Annotated in this window: 21 protein-coding genes; 16 read left to right on the top strand and 5 right to left on the bottom strand. The window is 46.1% G+C overall.

Going from position 1 to position 20,270, the window contains the following annotated elements; all coding sequences use genetic code 11:
* Nucleotides 1-111: 111 nt before the first annotated feature.
* A complete protein-coding gene (locus DV872_RS19540; RefSeq protein WP_114631647.1) occupies nucleotides 112-1,152 on the top strand; it encodes an endonuclease/exonuclease/phosphatase family protein in 1,041 nt (346 codons plus the stop codon).
* Nucleotides 1,153-1,238: 86 nt separating this feature from the next.
* Complete coding sequence (locus DV872_RS19535) at nucleotides 1,239-2,456, top strand: aminopeptidase (RefSeq protein ID WP_114631646.1); 1,218 nt, start codon at nucleotides 1,239-1,241, stop codon at nucleotides 2,454-2,456.
* A gap of 14 nt (nucleotides 2,457-2,470) precedes the next feature.
* On the opposite strand, the gene rmuC is transcribed toward DV872_RS19535, so the two are convergent.
* Nucleotides 2,471-3,316: a DNA recombination protein RmuC gene (gene rmuC, locus DV872_RS19530; protein WP_114631645.1), complete on the bottom strand. Its 846-nt coding sequence runs from the start codon at nucleotides 3,314-3,316 to the stop codon at nucleotides 2,471-2,473.
* A 59-nt stretch (nucleotides 3,317-3,375) separates the two neighbouring features.
* Nucleotides 3,376-4,869 carry a cobyric acid synthase gene (locus tag DV872_RS19525; RefSeq protein ID WP_230391617.1) on the bottom strand — a complete coding sequence of 498 codons (1,494 nt, stop codon included), beginning with the start codon at nucleotides 4,867-4,869 and terminating at the stop codon, nucleotides 3,376-3,378.
* Between the two features lie 114 nt (nucleotides 4,870-4,983).
* Between DV872_RS19525 and DV872_RS19520 the strand changes: the two genes are divergently transcribed.
* The 9 genes from DV872_RS19520 to DV872_RS19480 are packed head-to-tail and all read left to right on the top strand — an operon-like array spanning nucleotide 4,984 to nucleotide 14,008.
* Nucleotides 4,984-6,267, top strand: a complete 1,284-nt coding sequence (locus tag DV872_RS19520; protein WP_114631644.1) for a bifunctional ornithine acetyltransferase/N-acetylglutamate synthase — start codon at nucleotides 4,984-4,986, stop codon at nucleotides 6,265-6,267.
* A gap of 43 nt (nucleotides 6,268-6,310) precedes the next feature.
* Nucleotides 6,311-7,294 (top strand): MoxR family ATPase, encoded by a 984-nt coding sequence (locus DV872_RS19515; RefSeq protein WP_230391616.1) that lies wholly within the window; start codon nucleotides 6,311-6,313, stop codon nucleotides 7,292-7,294.
* Between the two features lie 2 nt (nucleotides 7,295-7,296).
* On the top strand, nucleotides 7,297-8,163 hold the full coding sequence (locus tag DV872_RS19510) for a DUF58 domain-containing protein (protein ID WP_114631643.1): 867 nt from the start codon (nucleotides 7,297-7,299) through the stop codon (nucleotides 8,161-8,163).
* Entirely contained in the window at nucleotides 8,160-9,038 is an 879-nt protein-coding gene (locus tag DV872_RS19505; RefSeq protein WP_114631642.1) for a hypothetical protein, read from the top strand. The genes DV872_RS19510 and DV872_RS19505 overlap by 4 nt, the downstream gene beginning before the upstream one ends.
* Nucleotides 9,025-10,026 carry a VWA domain-containing protein gene (locus tag DV872_RS19500; protein WP_114631641.1) on the top strand — a complete coding sequence of 334 codons (1,002 nt, stop codon included), beginning with the start codon at nucleotides 9,025-9,027 and terminating at the stop codon, nucleotides 10,024-10,026. The genes DV872_RS19505 and DV872_RS19500 overlap by 14 nt, the downstream gene beginning before the upstream one ends.
* Entirely contained in the window at nucleotides 10,023-11,012 is a 990-nt protein-coding gene (locus DV872_RS19495) for a VWA domain-containing protein (protein ID WP_114631640.1), read from the top strand. The genes DV872_RS19500 and DV872_RS19495 overlap by 4 nt, the downstream gene beginning before the upstream one ends.
* Nucleotides 11,003-11,575 (top strand): tetratricopeptide repeat protein, encoded by a 573-nt coding sequence (locus tag DV872_RS19490; protein ID WP_114631639.1) that lies wholly within the window; start codon nucleotides 11,003-11,005, stop codon nucleotides 11,573-11,575. Before DV872_RS19495 ends, DV872_RS19490 begins: the two co-directional genes overlap by 10 nt.
* Nucleotides 11,530-13,542 carry a BatD family protein gene (locus DV872_RS19485; protein ID WP_114631638.1) on the top strand — a complete coding sequence of 671 codons (2,013 nt, stop codon included), beginning with the start codon at nucleotides 11,530-11,532 and terminating at the stop codon, nucleotides 13,540-13,542. Before DV872_RS19490 ends, DV872_RS19485 begins: the two co-directional genes overlap by 46 nt.
* Nucleotides 13,532-14,008: a Smr/MutS family protein gene (locus DV872_RS19480; protein ID WP_114631637.1), complete on the top strand. Its 477-nt coding sequence runs from the start codon at nucleotides 13,532-13,534 to the stop codon at nucleotides 14,006-14,008. The genes DV872_RS19485 and DV872_RS19480 overlap by 11 nt, the downstream gene beginning before the upstream one ends.
* 3 nt (nucleotides 14,009-14,011) lie before the next feature.
* Here DV872_RS19480 and infA read toward each other — a convergent pair whose 3' ends face one another.
* Nucleotides 14,012-14,230, bottom strand: a complete 219-nt coding sequence (gene infA, locus DV872_RS19475) for a translation initiation factor IF-1 (protein WP_114631636.1) — start codon at nucleotides 14,228-14,230, stop codon at nucleotides 14,012-14,014.
* Between the two features lie 152 nt (nucleotides 14,231-14,382).
* On the opposite strand from infA, the gene DV872_RS19470 reads away from it, so the two are divergent.
* From DV872_RS19470 to DV872_RS19460, 3 genes are all read left to right on the top strand, one after another.
* Nucleotides 14,383-14,736, top strand: coding sequence for a TraR/DksA family transcriptional regulator (locus tag DV872_RS19470; protein ID WP_114631635.1), 354 nt, complete (start codon nucleotides 14,383-14,385; stop codon nucleotides 14,734-14,736).
* A gap of 99 nt (nucleotides 14,737-14,835) precedes the next feature.
* The gene (locus tag DV872_RS19465) at nucleotides 14,836-15,228 is read left to right on the top strand and encodes a hypothetical protein (RefSeq protein WP_114631634.1); all 393 of its coding nucleotides are present in this window, start codon (nucleotides 14,836-14,838) and stop codon (nucleotides 15,226-15,228) included.
* Nucleotides 15,221-16,333 carry a hypothetical protein gene (locus DV872_RS19460; RefSeq protein ID WP_147283216.1) on the top strand — a complete coding sequence of 371 codons (1,113 nt, stop codon included), beginning with the start codon at nucleotides 15,221-15,223 and terminating at the stop codon, nucleotides 16,331-16,333. The genes DV872_RS19465 and DV872_RS19460 overlap by 8 nt, the downstream gene beginning before the upstream one ends.
* Before the next feature lie 44 nt (nucleotides 16,334-16,377).
* Here DV872_RS19460 and DV872_RS19455 read toward each other — a convergent pair whose 3' ends face one another.
* On the bottom strand, nucleotides 16,378-16,839 hold the full coding sequence (locus DV872_RS19455) for a DbpA RNA binding domain-containing protein (protein ID WP_158547068.1): 462 nt from the start codon (nucleotides 16,837-16,839) through the stop codon (nucleotides 16,378-16,380).
* Nucleotides 16,840-17,044: 205 nt separating this feature from the next.
* Between DV872_RS19455 and DV872_RS19450 the strand changes: the two genes are divergently transcribed.
* On the top strand, nucleotides 17,045-18,262 hold the full coding sequence (locus tag DV872_RS19450; protein WP_114631631.1) for an OmpA family protein: 1,218 nt from the start codon (nucleotides 17,045-17,047) through the stop codon (nucleotides 18,260-18,262).
* A gap of 47 nt (nucleotides 18,263-18,309) precedes the next feature.
* Nucleotides 18,310-19,431, top strand: coding sequence for a hypothetical protein (locus tag DV872_RS19445; RefSeq protein ID WP_114631630.1), 1,122 nt, complete (start codon nucleotides 18,310-18,312; stop codon nucleotides 19,429-19,431).
* Nucleotides 19,432-19,487: 56 nt separating this feature from the next.
* Here the strand turns inward: DV872_RS19445 and DV872_RS19440 are convergent, their stop codons facing one another.
* Complete coding sequence (locus DV872_RS19440; RefSeq protein WP_114631629.1) at nucleotides 19,488-20,204, bottom strand: hypothetical protein; 717 nt, start codon at nucleotides 20,202-20,204, stop codon at nucleotides 19,488-19,490.
* Nucleotides 20,205-20,270: the final 66 nt, after the last annotated feature.

Genomic DNA, 20,270 nt, shown 5'->3' with positions numbered 1-20,270 from the left:
AAATCCCGGTGCTGTTGCAGCTACCGGGCAGTTTTGAAAAAAACCGGTCATTATGGCCGGTTTTTTTGAATTCAGAGGATAGTTCCGCCCCTAATATCCTAGAGGTGTTTTATGAAAAATCCATTTTTCTATATTCTGCTGTCTGCTCTGTTCTTTTCCTGTCTTTTGCCCGATGAGCCTGAAGCCGAGTCTCTGACTCTTATCAGCTGGAATGTTCAGAATCTTTTTGACGCCGTATCAGACGGGTTTGAATATCCTGAATATGATCCTTCCGGTTCGGATTGGAATGAGCAGAAGATGAGAATCAAACTGGAGAATCTCAAGGAGGTTCTCCTCTCCCTTGACGGCGGTTTGCCGGATATTCTTTTACTGCAGGAAGTTGAAAACAGAAATATACTTGAAATACTTAACGAAGAATACCTGGACGGATACTACAGTTTCAGCGATTCCTGGAAGGATAGCACTTCCGCTATCGGCTGTGGAGTGCTATCCCGGATAGTTCCTGACCAGATCCATATTCATTTTCCCGGTGAATATAGGGGACGGGCCCTGAGGCCCCTGGCGGAGATTCATTTCTCCATAGCTTCAGAGGAGCTGGTGGTATTTAATAATCACTGGAAGTCCCGGGGCGGTGGGCAGATGGCCACAGAGGAGGGGCGCATCATGGCTTCGGAGTTATTATGCCGCCGTATCCGTGAACTCAGGGAAGAGGGTGTGAAGAACTTGATAGTTACAGGAGATCTCAACGGTTCCTGTGAAGACTATAGAAGCGGTGGGTCTCAGTGCGCTCAGATTCCTGTAGAGGAGATTTTCGATATTCCCTGGGATGGCAGCCTTGTTGTCTCTTATGACTCTGCGGATACATGGATGGAATCTTCCAAGGTTATTCTCTATTCACCCTGGAAGGATATGGATGGTGAAGGGAGCTATTTCTTTCAGAACCGCTGGATGAAACTGGATCATTTTCTTCTGGACCGGGGGCTTCTTGATGATCAGGGGTTGGAATATTTTGACAGTGCCTGTGTCGTTCTTCCGGTCAATAGTGATGACCAGGGTTTGCCTCTGGTCTGGGAAAGCTGGAGAGAAGCGGGCTGCTCTGACCATTTTCCGGTATTTCTGTCTCTTGGATTTCATGAGAAAAGAGATGATTGATCTGATTTGGCTCTTCAGAGCTTTGATTTTTTCTCATCTATTGATGATAATGGTTGGGAATTAAAAAAACAGGGAGATAAAATTCTATGATTAACTATAAAGACTATGCCCGTGTAGTACTGAAAAAAGGTCTGAATTTAAAAAAACATCAGAATCTTATCATTTTGTGCAATGAAGGTAACTATGATATGGCCAGAGAACTTGCAAAGGAAGCCTATGCTCTGGGAGCAGGATATGTTGAGATTTCGGTACAGGATAATTATATAACTAAAGCCCGTCTTGAGGCTCAGAAAGGGGAGGCTCTGGAATATGTGCCGAATTATGAAATCGGAAAAGGACATCAGCTCCTTTCCGAGGACTGGGCACGTATCCGGATAGACAGCAGTGAGGAACAGGATGTTCTTGCCACTGCTGATTCCGAAAAACTTGGAGCACTCTCCAAGGCAAAGCGGCAGGCCCTGAATTTTGTCAGCCGTTCCATGATGAACGGTGAGCACCCCTGGTGTGTTATCTGTTCACCCGGTCCCGAGTGGGCTAAGAAAGTGCTTGGAGATAATGCCACAACAGAAGAACTGTGGGATGTGCTGAAGCCCGTACTCAGACTGGATAAGGCTGATCCCGCACAGGCCTGGGAGGATCATGGAAAGGATCTCTGGGACAGATGTGCCAAACTCAATGATATGGTTCTGGATCGTGTTCATTTTGAAGCAGAGGGTACTGATCTTACAATCGGCCTGAATAGCATCAGCCGCTGGCATGGTGGACCCGCAGCACTACCTGATGGACGTATGGTATTCAACAACCTTCCCACAGAAGAAGTATTCACTACTCCCGACTATAAACGTTGTGACGGTACTGTAAGGGTCACCAAGGCTCTCAAGGTTCTGGAAACTCCCATTGAGGGTGCCTGGTTCAAGTTCGAGAAGGGTAAAGTTGTTGATTTCGGAGCTGACAAGGGTCATGATATTCTACAGAAATTTCTGGATATGGATGAAGGTGCCCGCTCTCTGGGAGAGGTCGCACTGGTTGATGAGTCATCACCCATCGCCGCCAGCGGTCTGCTCTTCGGTTCAATTCTCTATGATGAGAATGCATCCTGTCATATCGCACTGGGAGCAGGTTATCCCACATGTTTGGAGCTTCCCCCGGGAACTTCCGGAGATGAAACACTCCGCTCCTACGGCTGTAATACTTCGCTTCTGCATACGGACTTTATGATTGGATCCCCTTCACTTGATGTGACTGGTTACGATAAAGACGGAAAGGCCTATCCTGTTATCAGAAAAGGTTCTTTCACTCTGTAAAACCGTTTTCTGTATTATTCTGAATTATGATTATTTTCGTGGAGTCTGCCTATTGTCCTGTCCAGGACGGAGAGGCGGGCTCCGCTTTCTTCCCAGGCCTTCTGGAAATTCTTCAAATGTGTATTTGCCACCTGGTACTGTCTGCTGAATACCTCGTAATCAGTACGCAGCTGAGCGATAAGCTGCATGATCTCTCTGCTCCGGGATGAGAAACTGAATCCTCTGAAGCCGTAGGCAGCTGTCTGTAAATATGTGAACAGGGATGAGGGGCCCACCGGGAGAATCCCCATTCCAAGGAGTTCCTCCATAAGGTCGGCACTTCCCGCAATAAAGACTCTGTAATAGATATTTTCCGAGGGGATATACATCAGGGCAAAGGGCATTGTCCCCTCTCTGGGCAGTATATATTTTTCGGCTATCGATTTCCCATGGTTCTGAAATATTTTCCGTATGCTTCTGGGCAGCTCAGCCTCGGGAGATCCATCCTTGAGTGCACTCATCTGTTCTAGGGGAAACTTTGCATCAACGGCTACCTTGTAGCTCCCCATGCGGATTACAGCATCCGCTCTCTGTCCCCCGGAGAAACTGTACTGAAAGTCATAGGCCTCACGGGGCAGGCGGTTCCGTATAAGCTCTTCAAGTAGAACCTCTCCGAGACCTCCCCTGAGGCGGGGACTGTGGAAGACTTTGTTCATCTCGTCAACCTGGCGGACAAGGAGATCCAGCTGCTCCAGTCTCTGTCCCATTAGCAGCATGCCTCTCTCCGAGGAGCTGTCGGCAGGAGCCCTCCCTTTTCTGAGAAGCAGCAGAACCAGTAGTGCGCAGAGAATGATCAGTCCCAGGATCAGATAGCCTTCCATGATGTTTTCCTTGATTATATTTTTTCACTACCGAAATAATAACAATGTTTCTACGGGGGCTAAGAGAGCCCTATAAGCTTGTCCAGAGCATCCATATCCACGGCGGCTTCCACGGCATCGGCAAGCCTCTCAAATTCTTTTTCTCTTAAGATTTCTTCACTTTCACCCGGTTCTTCGGGTTCCCATCCCAGAGAAATAAGAAATCCCCTCCGCAAAGTCAGGTTGTCGAATATACCATGCATATAGGATCCCCATATCTTTCCGTTCAGGGAGACTGCACCGTCACAGCTGCCGTCTTCTCTGCTGTAGAGTTCCCGGCAGTCATCTTTCAGGACAGTCCTTCCCATATGGATCTCATATCCCCGGCATTCCTGTCCCTCGATATTTCTGAAAAATCCGGGACCTCCGAGGAGTTGCCCACGGCTCTGAACAGTTGTCTTCTCAGTGGAGAATTCTGTCTCAAGGGGGAGAAGGTTCAAGGCATCGATGCTTCCGCCCCCTGCTTCAACTGATTCATTATCTATAATCCTTTGACCCATCATCTGATAGCCGCCGCATATACCGACCACCGGAACGCCCCTATCCGACAGCTCTCTTATTCTTGTGGACATGCCGCTCTCCTTGAGCCATTTCAGATCCTGGATTGTGGTCTTGGTTCCCGGGAGGAATATGGCTGCAGTGTTTGCGGGTATTTCAGCAGGGGAACTGACAAAAAGGAGATTGATCCCCTTTTCTCTCTGGAAAGGATCAAAGTCATCATAGTTGGACATATGGGGTAGCTTGATAACAACCAGAGGCATCCCTCTGCTGTCTCCAAAGCTTCTGTTTTTATCAATAAATACAGAGTCCTCCTGAGCCAGATAGATATCCGGAATCATAGGGATAACTCCCAGCACAGGCACTCCGCCGCAGCGATCTTCAAGCATTCTGAGACCGGGGGTCAGAAGGTTTACATCTCCCCTGAATTTATTGATTAGAAATCCTGCGATTCTGTCTCTGTCTTCATCCACAAGTTCGAGAGTTCCGTAGAGAGATGCGAACACTCCGCCCCTGTCTATATCTCCTGTCAGCAAAACAGGAGCCTCAAGATAACGGGCCACTGCCATATTGACGATTTCATTCTCTTTCAGATTGATCTCAGCAGGGCTTCCTGCCCCCTCGGCTATAACAATGTCATTCTCCGCCATGAGGCGGTCCATGGCGGCGGTCACCTCATGCCAGAGCTGAGGCTTGGCCTTGTAATAATCCGATGCCTTCAGTGTCTTCCATGGTCGTCCCATGAGAATCACCTGGGACCGTGAATTCCCCTCGGGTTTCAGAAGTACGGGGTTCATATCAATATGAGGATCTCTGCAGGCCGCCTGGGCCTGAACTGCCTGGGCTCTGCCGATCTCCTTTCCATCGGGTGTTACAAAGGAGTTGAGAGCCATATTCTGGGATTTGAATGGGGCTACTTTGTATCCCCTGCGTGTGTATATTCTACAGAATGCCGCTGTGAGGATGCTTTTTCCCGCATCCGAGCAGGTACCCTGTATCATCAAAGTTTTTGCCAAATTGCTCTCCTTCTTTCTGTCTCTCCATTGAAGCCTAAAAAGCGGGAGAATGCAACAGAAAGCTTATACAGTGCAGATAGACCTTTCCACCTTTTACCGATATGATACTTAGCTATGAATCGGTATCATTCTGAACAGCAGTATCTTGAAGAACTGGAGCGCAACAGTGCTCTGCCTGAAGGATTCAGCATTGCTGTAAAATCACTCAACTTTATTCCTGAAGAGAAGAAGGACGGACCAGCCGCCGCAATGAATATGACGGCCATCGTTCTTGATAAACCCACACCCTCCTTTGGGGCTGTTTTTACCAAAAACGCATTTCCCGGGGCACCCGTCAGAATCGGGCGGCAGCTTCTGAATGAGGAAACTGTGCAGGGTGTTTTGATTAATAATAAAATTTCAAATGTATGTACTCCCAATGGCGAGGATGATGCCCGGGCGGTCCTCTCCGCTTTTGCCGGAGCCATGGCTGGAACACTGCAGGCGCCGCTGTTTCCCTCTTCCACCGGGGTCATCGGTTGGTCTCTTCCAGTTAAAGCCATGGAAGATGCCTGTCCTGATCTGCAATCGTCATTACAGAAGGATTCTTTTCTTCCAGCGGCTAAATCTATTATGACAACTGATGCGTTTCCTAAACTGCGATCAGTCTCTTTGGGAACGGGACGAATCAGCGGTATTGCCAAGGGCGCCGGAATGATCGAGCCCAATATGGCTACCATGCTCTCCTTTCTCCTTACTGATGTCAGTCTGCCCAGAGAAATGATGCGGCGAGTGTTAAAGCGTGTAGTAGATCAGAGCTATAACACAATTTCAATTGACAGTGATCAGAGCACAAGTGATTCCGTACTGTTTTTCTCATCCGGCTGCCTTCCGGAGGTGAGTGAAAAGGAACTTGAGAATGCTCTGCTTCATCTGTGTAAAACTCTATCAGAGGATATCGTCCGTAACGGTGAGGGCTGCGGGCATGTTATAAAGGTAAACGTAGAGAGAGCCGTTTCGGATATTCAGGCTAGGGGTTTTGCGAAGGCCCTTGTGAACTCTCCTCTCAGTAAGACTGCAGTCTTCGGCAACGATCCCAATGTCGGACGTTTTATTCAGGCCCTTGGAGACTATGCTGGAAATAATGATATAGAACTGGATGAGACGGCTGTAAGTCTCAGGCTCGGTGATGAAGTAATATACAGCTCCGGCCGCTTTCAGCTGGACAGTGAAAAAGAGAGCAGGCTCAGTGACTATCTGAAGGAGCGGGCTCTCCCTACACCCTGTCCGGGATATCCGCAGCATGATGCTCTGGTAGAGATCTTTGTCGATCTCGGGCTTGGAGAGGGCCGTGCCGATGTCATGGGTTCGGATCTTTCCTATGAATATGTCCGGGAAAATGCGGATTACAGAACCTGAAAATTAAAGAGCGAAAGATAAGGGCTCATAAAAGGAATGTACTATGAATGATGATAAGAACCTTATGGACCAGATCAATGATGCCTCGACCCTGCTGGACAGTGCCAGAAAGGAGATCGGGAAAAAAATCATAGGTCAGGCCGGTATGATTGACGGCCTTCTGATGGGTATTATCACAGGTGGGCATATATTGGTGGAAGGGGTTCCCGGCCTTGCAAAGACCCAGATGGTGAAAACTATTGCCGAGGTGCTTAACGCGGATTTCAAGAGAATCCAGTTTACTCCCGACCTTCTTCCCGCCGACCTGACAGGTACTATGATCTACCGTCCTCAGACAGGTGAATTTGTTCCCCGGAAAGGTCCGGTCTTTACCAATGTTGTTCTTGCGGATGAAATCAACAGGGCCCCTGCAAAAGTTCAGTCCGCACTCCTTGAAGCCATGGCCGAAGGTCAGGTGACCATAGGAGAGAATACCTACCGTCTGGCGGATCCTTTTTTTGTAATGGCTACACAGAACCCCATTGAACAGGAGGGGACTTACCAGCTTCCCGAGGCCCAGCTTGACAGATTTGTCATGAAACTGAAGGTTGACTATCCCAGCCCTCAGGAGGAGCTCTTAATTCTGGACCAGGTGGACAGTAGAAATGAGCAGGTCCTCAGAAAGGTATTCAGTAAATATTCCATTCAGGATCTGAAGGATCTTTCCACCCGTATCCGTGTGGATGAGAGCATCAAGAAATACATTGTTTCCATAGTGAATGCATCACGTGTGAAGGGACGGCATCAGCTCCCTTTTACACGATTTATTGAATTTGGAGCCTCTCCCAGAGCCTCAATCGCCCTGTATAACTGCGCCCGGGTTAATGCCCTTTTTGAGAAAAGGGATTTTGTCCTTCCTGAGGATGTCAAAGCCGTGGCCTATAATGTGCTGCGTCACAGAATCGTCCTCTCCTATGAAGCCGATTCAGAAGAGTTGAGCAGTGATGATGTTATTAAAGATATTCTTTCGGTTGTTGCGGTTCCCTGATCATGGAAGAAATCTCCCGGAAAGTAAAACATTTACACTTCATCTCAAGAAAGCTGGTGGATACCATATTCGCCGGGAACTACCGTTCCGTGTTCAAGGGGCCGGGTCTTGAGTTTGATGAGGTCCGGGAATATTCGGACGGAGACGATACCCGTTTTATTGACTGGAATGTAAGCTCCCGTATGGGCACTCCCTACACCAAGACCTTCCGTGAAGAGCGCGAAGTTGTGCTTCAGGTTCTTGTGGATACCTCCAGCTCTCTGTTCTTCAGTTCAGGGAGCATCAATAAGAGGGAGCTGGCCGGGCATATTTTTGCAATCATCGCCCTGGCTGCGGTAGCCAATAATGACAAGGTGGGAAGCCTCCTTTTTTCGGATCATGTTGAGGAACAGATTCAGCCCCGGAAAGGGAAAAAGCATGTTCTTAAACAGATAACCCAGATTCTCTCGGTAGAGGAGGGAAGGAAGGGCTCCAACCTGGCACTGGCATGCAAGACTGCCTCACAGACCATGAAAAGACGGGGGATCTGCCTGATCCTTTCAGACTTCAGAACCACTAACTACAGAACAGAGCTTACCCTTCTTGCAAGGAAGCATGATGTTATTGCTATAAGACTTACGGATCCATTGGACAGGGATTTCCCCTCCAGCGGCCTGGTCAGTCTGGAAGACCCCGAATCGGGGCAGACTCTCAATGTTATGGGGACAGGACGTATGCGTCAGCAGTACCGGGATTTCTGGGAACATGAGCGCTATCTCTGGCACAAGAACTGTAAATCTGCGGGTGTGGATGTTCTGGAAATCTCCACAGAGGATGACCCGGCTGTGAAGCTGCTTCATTTTTTTGAAAGGAGAAAAAAGAAGGCATGAAGAAAGGATTCATTTTTTTTCTGCTCCTGCAGGCCGCTTTCCTGACGGCGGCGGATAATTACCAAATTCATAATCTCCGTTTTATGCCGCCTGAATACTATGTAGGTGATACAGTTGAAATGTCTTTTATTCTGAAGACGGATCAGGTCCATGATTTTACTGTACCCGAAGAGTTTCCTGATCCCGGTTGGCTGAATATTCTCTCCATGGATATTGAATCAAAGGGGAGTGAGACGGAAGTTACAATACGTCTGATTCCTTATTATCCCGGGACAAGGGCTCTTCCGCCTGTCGATCTGGGAGGACTAATAGTGGATGATCTTAAAATCTTCACTTCGACCCTTCTGAATCTGGAATCTTCAAGGGAGCTGGAAGGTGTCCAGTCTCCTCTCTTAATCCCCGGTACAAGAGCCGTGGGTGCACTCATTGTCTCTCTGCTCCTGGCATTGCCCATCCTGATAGTCATGGTTTATCGCTTTATCAGGCACAGAACCGGAGAGATCGTAAAAACCTATAAAATCAATCTACCCTATAGGCAGTTTCAGCGTTTGGTTCGAAAGATCAGGCGCTCCATGGTGAATATGCCGGAGAAGGAATTCTATATGACATTTACGGGAGGGTTGAAGAAATACCTCTCCACCCGGTTTCATCATGATCTGAGCAGTTCTACTACATCTGAAATTGAGAATCTGTTGGGACGGAGCCGTATACATGACACCCTGGCCCTCTCTCTGGTAAATCTGTTTCACCGTGTGGACCGTGTTAAATTCGCGGGTGATAAAATGCTGTACAGTGACCGGGAACAGCTTTTAAGTGAAGTGGAAGAAGTTTCGGAAGCACTTGAAGAGTGGAGGAAGAAACATGCTGACATTTGAATCACCGGCATATCTTTTCCTTCTGATTCTCCTCCCCGTCTTTATGTACCTGCGTCATTTCTCTCCCTCCTTCGGAAGAACTGTCAGAGTCTCCACAGGAGTCTGGAGAAAGGGTCTTGTTCCTATCAGACAAAAAATGCTTAAATTTTCATTGATTATTACAGCCTCTTTTTTCTGGTTGGGGATTTTTCTTCTAGGCCTGGCTCTCGGAGGACCGGCATTAAGTATTCATGAGAAAATACATCTGAATAAGGGTGCTGATATTATTATTGTTCTTGATCAGTCTCCCAGTATGGCCGCCCGTGATTTCCCCCCTGATACCAGGTTGGATGCGGCAAAGAACATGGTTAAATTTTTTGTCTCTGCAAGAAAAAATGACTCTATCGGCCTTGTCGGCTTCGGACAGGAAGCTGTTTTGAAGGTACCGCCTACAACAGATTACAATACATTCCTGAGGCGTCTTGAAAAAAGCAGTATTATGGAACTTGGAGAAGGAACTGCCATCGGAATGGGATTGGCCGTTGCGGTACTTCATCTTTCTGAAAGTACAGCGGATCAGCGGGTTATCATACTTATCACAGATGGTGATAATAATGCGGGAGAGATTCAGCCTCTGGCTGCCGCCTCTATGGCTGCACAGATGGGAATAAGAATTTACACCATCGGTATCGGAGCCGAAGGGGAAGTCCCCTTTGAATTTAAAAACCCCGAGACCGGGAAAATCATGTCCGGTGTACTGAACAGCCGTTTTGATGAAGAGCTCCTGGAGGAACTGGCAGAAACGGCTGACGGCAGTTTTTTTAAAGCCACATCATCGGGAAGTCTTGAGTCGGTGTTTCGTTCAATTGATTCCCTTGAAACCATAGACGAGAGGGTCCGTATTCAGGTTCGTACTATTCCCCTTTACAGATTTTTTGTGTTTATCGCACTTCTTCTGATTATGGTGGATCTGCTGTTCAGGAAAGTCCTGCTGAGGGAGGTGCTGTGAATATAGTCTATCCTGAGGTATTCTGGCTGCTGATTCCTGTAGCACTGCTGTTGTTGCCGGCGGCACTGAATTATAGAAAAGGGTACATTCTGCTTCTCAAGCTGGCCGGCGAGTGGAGGAAGGTGAAAACCACTCAGGTTTACATGATCAAGACCTTAATATACTGGATGACCATCATTCTTTTCTTTGTCTTTTCAATTCTAGCCCTGGCGGGAATATCATGGACCAAAGAGGCCGTACGTGATGATTCAACTGGTCTGGATATAATATTTGCTGTGGATATTTCCCGCAGTATGCTTGCCGCAGATATCACCGCTGACAGACTCAGCCGATCGGGAGAGCTTATCAGTTCCCTGAATTCCGGATTCAGCAGAACCAGGATGGGACTGGTGATCTTCAAGGGCGATGGAGAGGTTCTGGTACCCCTGACAGATGACCGCTATATCATGGAGACCGCAGTGAGGAGTCTTTCTCCCTCTCTCTATACTGTTCCCGGATCCGATATCAGCCGGGGTATCACTAAGGCCGCTGGCTCTTTTCCTGAGGGATCACCTGCAAAGAAACTGATTATTCTGATCACAGATGGTGAGGCTCTGGATGGTAATGCCGAGGATGCTGCACGTGAATGCTATCTGCAGGATATAAGCCTGTTTGTTGTAGGAGCCGGAACGGAAGAAGGGAGCCTGATATATAATTCCGACGGTTCCATTGTCTCTGACTCTTTGGATCAGGCGGTTGTCACAAAACTGGACAGATCCCACTTGAGTGATATAGTTGAGAGTGCTTCGGGCAATTATTATGATATTTCTGATGTGAAGACAGCGGGGATGATTATTGAAGATATCAAATCTTTACAGGAGGGGAGCGGGGCTGAAGGAATCCGTCTACAGGATCAGATGAATTATAGATTGTTTCTGTTTATTGCTTTAACTTTTCTGGTGCTGAATTTAGCTTCATCCCGTATCAGGTGGTCTAGATGGTATTAAAGAGAATTACTGTCCTCCTTATGCCGTTTCTCTTTCTCTCCTGTTCCCTTCTGGAGCCAGGAATGTCTGTGCTCCAGGGTAATTATGCCTACCAGCAGGGGAAGTATCAGAATGCACTTCTTCACTATCTGCAGGAAGAGGATCAGGGAAACCATAGAGAAAGAATACTTTATAATATCGCCACAATATATTATGCACTGGGTGAAGGTCCCTCGGCTCTGGAGCTCTGGCAGAAGTCGGAATTGTCGACGGATGAAGATGTACATTTTGCATCCAGCTTTAATTCAGGTGTAGTACTGTATCAGAGCGGTCAGTTTACTCAGGCCTATCATGCCTTCCGGCGAGCCCTTGAATTAAATCCGGGCTCCCTGGGAGCCAAGAAAAATCTGGAACTTACACTGGAGCGTCTTGAGGCTGAGTCAAGAACAGCCGACAGCAGGGCTCCCTCCTCCACAACAGAGGTCAGTGATGATGCCAGAAGAATTATGCAGTATATAAAGAGAAAGGAGGGCAGCCGATGGAAACAGCAGGAAAACGTTTCAGAATCAGATCAGGACTGGTAGTCCTCTTATTTCTTATTATTCCTCATTTCTCTGCTGCTGTAGAGGCCGAGTGGAAAGATCAGATTATTGAGAACCAGCGTTTCACTCTTAAATACATCACAACATACGGCGGGCGGCAGTCTGTTGATATACAGGATCCTCTCTGGCCTGAGGGGATAAGTAAAATTTCCGGGCCCTATACAGCGCAGAGAACGGTTCAGAATGAAGATGGTACTTTTGCTACAGTTCTGCAGGTCATCTATACTCTGAGGGGAAATAATCCCGGGATCTTCACAGTTTCTCCTGTCATCGTCAGCGATGGTTTAACAGAGCAGCGCAGCGAATCACTTCAAATTCCAATTCTCAGAAAAGATGAGGGTTTCCTTCGATACCCCCTGCTTCTGGATTGGGGAGAATCTCCGGAGACCCTCTATACGGGTCAGGCGGTTCCTCTGATTCTGATGATGAAGAATATGGAGGAGATCAGTCTTCCCGATTCTGTTTCTATAAGCACTCCTGAATCGGCTCTTCTGGAGCAGGTGAGAGGTCTTGGTGATATTCAGTATTCCAGCCTGGGTGAAAATACTCTTTTTCATGTTCCCATGCAGACCTGGATGCTAACTCCGTCAAAGGCGGGAGAGTTGACTCTTGGTTCCGTTCAGGTAAAAATACTCGGTCTGACCCGAAAAAGTGAAAAGCTTGATATAAACGTTCTTGAACTGCCCGAAGAGGTTTCCGCTTCCGGTGGTGCTGTAGGTGATTTTCAATTTTCCCTTGATATTTCAGAGAGCAGAACTACAGTGGATGAAGCTGTAGTTCTGACAATCCGAATAGAAGGGGTTGGGAATCTTAATTATCTTGAGCTGCCGGAGCCCATATTTCCTGAGTCAGTTACAGTTGTTGAAAAGGACAGTTCCAATTACCTGGCCATGGAGAGAGGATTTGAAGGCCGCCGGGAGATACAGTACATTATTACAGCCAAAGAGGAGGGGAGTTCTAATATTCATATCCCTCCGTTCAGCTGGCTGAATCCTGAAAATGCCAAGATCTCCTATTCTCCCTCAAGAGATATCAAGATTGATGTCCTTTCTCTTCTTGATACTCTCAAGGACAGTAATGCCAGGTACACACTGCTTTCAGCTGATGAGTTGATTGGAGGAAAGAGTTTTTCATTCTATAAAAGTCCTTCGGCTTATCTCCTTCTCCTTCCGGGTGTATTTATTCTGATACTCTCCCGCTTCAGGAAAGTAAGGAAGAGTCTTCTTCTCAGTTCTATATTGTTATCGGTCCTTTTCATGTCCTCTGCCCTCCCTGAGGATCTGGATCAGTCCTGGATTTCAGAGGCTGAAAATTATTTTGAGGCGGATGACTACGATTCTGCTCTTTCACTGTATTTGCGTTCAGCCCGTGATTGGCAGGACAACTGGGTTTTTCAGTACAATAAAGGGGTTCTTCATTTTCTGAACAAGGAGGATGCCCAGGCAGTAGCCTCTCTGAGAAAAGCTCTTTATATGTCAAACAGCAATGTACAGGTTCAGAATACACTCGAATCTCTTGAAGAGAATCTCGGTCTTGATAACCAGATAGATCTCTCAGTTCTGATGTCTCCCAACCTTGTTTTTTTCCTCTTTATTCTTACTGTTAATTTACTGCTTGTAACCATTGCCTGGCTGCTTATCAAGAACTCATCTCTGCCTGTTTTTCTTCTTCTCGTTTTATCATTGACTGTTCTGGGAACCGGTACCGAGCTGGTACGAAGTATCTGGCTTCTGAACAGGAATGAGGCCGTTGTCCGTCAGGATGTGGCTATAAAGAAAATTCCGGAAGTCCGAGGCAGCTCCTGGATTACCATTCAGGAGGGAACCTCGGTTGAACTGGTCAGTGATTACGAGAATTTCACCCTTATACGAAGTGCCTACGGACTTGAAGGCTGGATACTTAAGAAGGATCTGATTCCTGTTAACGGAGATTCTTCTGATGAAATTTGATGAAATACTTTCACAGTGGGATAAACAGCAGCGTTATAGAAAAGAGGAAGATCTGAAAAAACCTTCTTCTCCTGTGAAGAAAGATGAAGAAAAAATGGATGACTGGCTGGAAATGTATCCTCCCGACAGAAAAATGGGAGAGAGAAAAGAGGTTCCCGACAGGATCATAATACATACAAGGAAAAAAGAGATTTCAAGAATGGAACCCCAGGACAGCCTGGACCTGCATGGCTGGACAGGCAGGGAGGCCATCATGGAACTCGAGGGATTTCTCAAGAGATCAAAGAGGAAAGGCTTTCATAAGGTGATTGTTGTTCATGGAAAGGGATTGCATTCTCCTGGAGGAAATTCCGTTTTACGTCCGCTTGTTAAACAGTATCTTGAAAAATCTCCCCTGGTCAGAGATTACGGCCGCGCCAAAAGCCACTCAGGCGGCGGCGGGGCTACATGGATTCTGATCCGCTGAGGATCAGCGTTCTCTGTATATTATTCTTCCTCTACTGAGGTCGTAGGGAGACAAAGCTACTTTAACTTTATCACCGGGTACAATACGAATATAATGCTTTCTCATCTTACCAGAGAGGTGAGCCAGAATAATATGACCGTTGGCTACTTCTACACGGAACATTGTGTTGGGCAGAGACTCTTTTACAATGCCTTCGACTTCAATTGCTTCTTCTTTTGACAAACAAATAACTCCTGTTATTGATAGTGATTAGCATATTAGGAGATCAGATTGTCTTTGTCAACTCATAGAGACACTCTACTCCTTGACATTTTTCAGTAATTAATACAGATTATTGCGGATATAAATACCCCTTCAAAATAAGGTATGGTGACATGGATAAAGCGTTTGAAGAAAAGATGAAGTCAACTCTTCTGGAGATGAAGGAAGTAGTATTAAGAAATCTTATTTCCGAACATGAAGATTTCAAGGCTGCTGTAGAAGACCTTGGAGTGAAAGATCTGGCTGATATTGCCTCAAATGATATTGATGTGAGCACTCTTGAAGCACTCAGCTCTCAGGATACTCTCAGATTAACTAGAGTTGAATCAGCGCTAATCCGTCTTGAGAATGGAAAATACGGTGTTTGTGCCCTTTGTAATAAAAAAATATCTTTAGACAGATTGGGAGCTATTCCTTATGCTGTTCTTTGTATTGAATGCAAAAGTGCCAGTGAAAAGAAAAGATAATATCTTTTTTTTATACCTATAATTTAAACCGCAAAAAAAGTGTAATATACCGCTGCCCATTTTCCGATAATGATAATGAGATCATTACAGGATGGGAAAATGGAACTGAGATCGGTTTCCGGACAGGTTAATATAGCTCAAATAGCCAATATGCATAAGAATTCAGGAAGGATCAGTCTTCCTGTATCAAGAAGTATGACACCTTATGCCCAGTTCAAGTATGTTCAGGGTGTTCCTTCCAGTTCCAGTTCTTCCGGTGGATCGGTTCCTATCAATCGCCTGAGAGTTCTTAATACCCTGATCAACAGTCTTGTGAGTAATCAGTCAGATCCTGTGAAAGCACAGGATCCTTCAAAAATGTCTAATGAATCAGTTAAAGCTCTGATAGATCAGTATTCCAGTCAGCTTCATTCAGCCCTGAATACTCCCTCTCCCTACAGTACAGCCGGGGCTTCCTACAGTAACGGAGCTCTGGTCAATGTTCTTGTCTGAATTAAATTCATATTACGGACTAATTGTCGTCCTTTTAATTCTGACAGCCTTTTTCTTTTATCTTTTAATTCCCATCAGCGGAGCTTTTTATGCTCGAAAAAAATGGAGAACCTTCAGAATCAATCTGAGACGTTCTCTGGATCTTCCCATGGCTGTTCCCGGATTCAGCAGAAAAGATGGATCTTTGGGGCTCCACCGCTTTCTTGGGAATCTGGAAGCTATTGAGGGAGATGATCTGTTGTGGATACGGGGGGCTCAAGGTACCATTACAGCCGAAATGCGTAATGCCCGGGTATATAATATGACCGATACCGGCGACAGTTCAGAGCTGTATGAGAATCTATATCCCTATCCTCTGCCTAAAACTTCTCTGGTTCATATGTCCTGGGACGATATATTCTCTCTTACAGAAGGGACAAGGCTGTTTCTGTTCGGAGACCTGGAAGTTCACAATGGTAAATACTGTTTGAAGTCATCAAAAGAGATGCCCCTTACTGTTATTATTTACAATGAAGATCCTTTCACTCTCATTCCGCGGGCAGTCTGGTGTGGACGGCATAGTAATGAATTCTGGAATTTTATGACTCCCTGGTCTGTTTTGACGGGTACTCTCCTACTGCTTATCTCCTCTGTCTGGCTTATACAGAACAGTTATAATTATGCCGTAAATTTTATAAGTCTTTTTCTGTCTCTGATTCCGCTTATCCTTTTTCTTCCTCCCGGAGTCTTTTTATTCAACCTCTATAAATACTACTGGGATCAGGGAAGAAAGTACCGGGCGGAACGGGACCTGATACGACTGCCCCTGGGCTTTGGAAATGCTGCTGTGGAGTGTGAAGGCCATCATGTCGCCTACAGCCGTCAGCCAAGCGGCTGGAAGGGTAAGATTAAAAGAGTATGTTACCCGGTTACTGAAGGGCTGCTGCAGATGTCAGAGAAGGATAGAGACGGGCAATGCATCTGTTATCCCGATGATCCGGAAGTTCTGGCGCGCTACTGTCAGAGAAGGGCTTTTATGTTTGAGGGTTTGTCTGTCTTTGTTTTTACAGGGGGGCTGATTCTGAACTTTGCTCTATTCTGGATTGTGATGATAAGAATACTCTAGGAATAAAAAGCAGCCGGCGCCGGACCGGCTGTTCCATTCAGGTATCAGCTGCCTTCTTTTTTCTTAGCGAAATTGACGGTCAGCTTTCTCCCTCTGTAATCAATGCCGTCGAGATTGTCGATGGCGCTTTCTGCAGCAGGGCTGCCTATGGTAATAAAAGAATAATTATCTAAGATCTTGATATCTCCGATATTCTCACGCTCCACCTTACCGGTGTTGACGAAAAGATGTACCAGATCCTTTGGAAAGACTTTACGGTTACGTCCGATGCTTACGAAAATTGACTTACCGTCAGCGATAGTTCTTCTGTTTCCCCCTCGTTTATTTCCCATCTCCTTGAGCATATATGCTGCCACCCAGGATCTGAGAGCAAAGGGAACCTGTTTCTTAAAAGCTTTTTTATAAGCATTCAGAACATCAGGATCTTCCTGATTTTTAACCTGATCGATCAGGTTTTCGATAACAGGTTTAAGATCATCACTGTTAAAATTGTCCGGTTTACCCATGACTGATGTCTCCTGTAAAAAAATTGTCATTCCTATGAGGGAATGACCTGATAGTCAGTAAATCCGTAGAAATAGAAGTGTTGAAAAAGACCGGCGTACTTTTTGCGGAAAAAAATCTACAACTTTTTCGGATTTCTGAATAATAATTACAATATAATGGTGTATGTTTATTTGTCAACAGAAGTATGCAAGTCTGGAGGCCTGAATGGCTCAAAAAATAATCCCCTGTTTTTTCTTATTCTATCTCTCTTTTAGTCTGTTCTCTCAGGAGTACAGCTTCAATCAGGAAGAAGGAATGCGTTACAGGATTGTATCTGAAGTTAATGAATCGGTCTGGCTGGAGAAAAGTCTTTTGGGGCAGTCCACCATTCTGAATCGAATTGGAGTCGAGGTTCTCAGCTCAGATCCCGAGGGAGCGCTCCTGGAGGTCTCCTACGGCATTTCTGAGAAGTCTCTTGATACGGGGCTCTATATTTACAACCGGGATGATGTGAGGCAGTTTTACAGAAGTCACATTGGACTGTATGGGCAGATCCCTCTGGATGAATATCTTCCCTCGGTCCGCAATGTTCCTACATGGCCTGAGCATTCGCTGCAGCAGGGAGACTCCTGGTCTGCCATGGCAGAGGAAGTTCATGATCTGCTGCCCTTCTTTCAGGTGGATTACAGGCTGCATATTCCTTTTCGTGTTTTTTACACATTTGTCGGAGTCAGTGATTATGAAGGACGCTCTGTTGATATTATTGAGATCAATTATCATTTTTTAAAGAGAATCGATACCCTGTCACTGCCCCCCGACAGTCTGCCTGGAAAAGAGTTCGACATACCCGGTGGAGTAAGCGGAGATTTTAAACAGACCTATCTCTGGGACAGAGAGGCAGGAATCCCGGCTGCAGTGGAAGAGGAGTTCAGTATTTCCTATTCCATGGCATCAGGCAGAAATTATACCTTTAAGGGTAATGCCAAAGGCAAGGTAATTGAAGCGGATCAATGGATCAAGGAGGAAGTGAGGGACCGTATTGAAGATGCTGTTGAAGAGATTGATGATATTTCTGTATCCATCAGCGATGCCGGTGTTGTGCTTACACTGGACAATATACATTTTGTAGCCGACTCTTCAGAATTCCTTCCGGAAGAGGAATCAAAGCTTATGCAGCTTAAGGATATTCTGCTGCAGTTTCCTGAGCATGATCTTCTTATTACCGGACATACCGCAAAGGTTGGATTTTCCAGTGATGAAGGACAGCAGCTCTCAGAGGAGCGGGCCGCAGCTGTTGCATCTTTCTTCCTGAGTGAGCATGTGAGAGAAGCCTCCGGTATGATTGTGCAGGGCAAGGGCTCCAGAGAACCCCTGGGAGATAACAGCAGCGAAGAGGGTCGCAGGAAAAACAGAAGAGTTGAAATAACAATTCTTGATAATTGATCAAAGAATTCGTATTTTTATAAGAGGAAGAGCTAAGGAGAGACAACATGTCTGATATTGATCCGAAAATTGAAGAACTCCGGAATGATATGAACGAGAATCTCGGTCAGAGAGAATCGGTATGGCAGGAGTTGGGTCGTTTTCTACTGAATGAAGGAGAGAGCGAATCAGAATCAGGTCTTATGCAGGAGTACAGGTCTGCTGCACTTGAGATTGATAGCCGTATCTCCCTGATGGATCATCAGGTTCAGGAAATTGATGAAGCCGTTAAAACCCTGGATACACTTAAAGATCAGGATGAGGATCTTAAGGAGCGGAGATCAAAGGTTCAGAGTAATCTGACTTTGCTTCAGGAGACTCTTGGAGAAGATCTCTTTCATCTGATGAATTCTCAGGATCTGGATGTTCCCTGGAAAAAGGCTTTTGATCCATTGGTTAAAAGTATCAGTAAAATTCGGGATAATGAAACCGAACTTTTTCAGGTGGAAAGTTCTGCCGGTGAAAAGAATATTTTAAAGGGACTTGTGCAGCGCAGCAGAATGACCCTTTTAAAGAATAAGAAGAAAAGTATGGAGAGCTCTCAGACAAAGCTCTTTCAGAAATGTTTCACTGATGCCCTTTTGATGGGAGCAGGCAAGGGTGATGCATCTTCAAAAGATGCAGACCTTCTGGCTCCCTGGTTCCGTGCGGATAAGGAGTGGCAGGCCCTTGTGGCTGATGAAGAGAAGGCAGACAATGAGCGGACTGTTCTGAAAGAGAGACTGAAGGAACTCTGCGGAGCAAGAGGGGCCAAGAAGAGAATTGAGTTTCTTGATAAAGAGATTGTTGTTGAAAGAGAGCGTCTTGATGAAGCCCTTCGGAAATGGGGTGAGTCTGTTACAGGAGATACTCCTGAAAAACTGCTCAGTCTCCCTGAGGTCAAGGATGCCGTTGCAAAAATTGATTTATTAACTGAGAGCGCCATTCAGATCAATGTGAGTATCGAAAAATGGGAAGCCAGAAAAGATATTGAAAAACTGAGTACCGACCGGGAATATATGGAGCATAAGATTGAGACTCTGGAAGAGGAAATCCTGGCCAGGAAGCAGGAGATCAAAATTCTTAAAAAAGAGATCACTACCACTCAGAAAGAGATAGATAAAAAGAAAAGCTTTGCAGGCGAAGAGTAAGCTTCAGCAGCATAATGACTGCTGAGCTCTGTTCCGAAGGAAACTGAGCAGCTCTGTTATATATGGAAATATTTTTTAAACAGACTGTTCTTCGCTTTCCTGAAATGAAGATATAAGAGGATCAGCGAAATGGGCTGTGTAGCCGCCAGGACTATTAGCGACCAACCGGCTCTGCTTTGTCCCAAGAGGTTTGTATTAAGCCACAGATCTGTGAATAGACAGAGCAGTCCCAGGGCAATTAGAATAAAGGCGGCAATATTGCTGCCTCTTTTTTTTGCCCTTATGGAGGCTGTAACAGTGATATGGCTGCACAGTGCAGTGAAGAAGATAATCGGACCACCCAGCTTTCCTGATATTTCCGGAATGAGGTTTAAAGTCACCATGGTCTGCAGGGTTCCCAGCAGAATGAGAAAGATTATCCAGATGAGTTTACCGGGATGACGCCCGTTGAAGAGTGCTGACAGAACTATAAGCAGACATCCGCTGAGAGACACAATCGGATAGAGTGACCAGGTAACCGCTCTGTTTATCATCAGGTCTACAGCCACTGTGATCAAGAGGGGAACTAACATCCCGAAGGCCGATATCACAGAAGCCAGCTGAATCCTCTCTTTTCTATTCATTCTGGGAGCACGATGAATCATGAGTTCATCTTCCGGAAAGTTGCGGCCCGGAGCCGGATCTTCCAGGAATTTCTGAATAGCTGAATTGCACAGAGGGCATTTTACAGCTTCTGCCTGTACTTCTACGCCGCATCTTGAACAGTAGGGCATTATTAACTCCTTGTTTTTATTCAATCATGTTCTTTACATTATCGGAGCCATAACATTACCCCGGTG

Source organism: Oceanispirochaeta sp. M1, assembly GCF_003346715.1.
In the GTDB taxonomy this organism is placed as follows: domain Bacteria; phylum Spirochaetota; class Spirochaetia; order DSM-2461; family DSM-2461; genus Oceanispirochaeta.
This window is presented reverse-complemented; position numbering and strand designations above follow the sequence as displayed.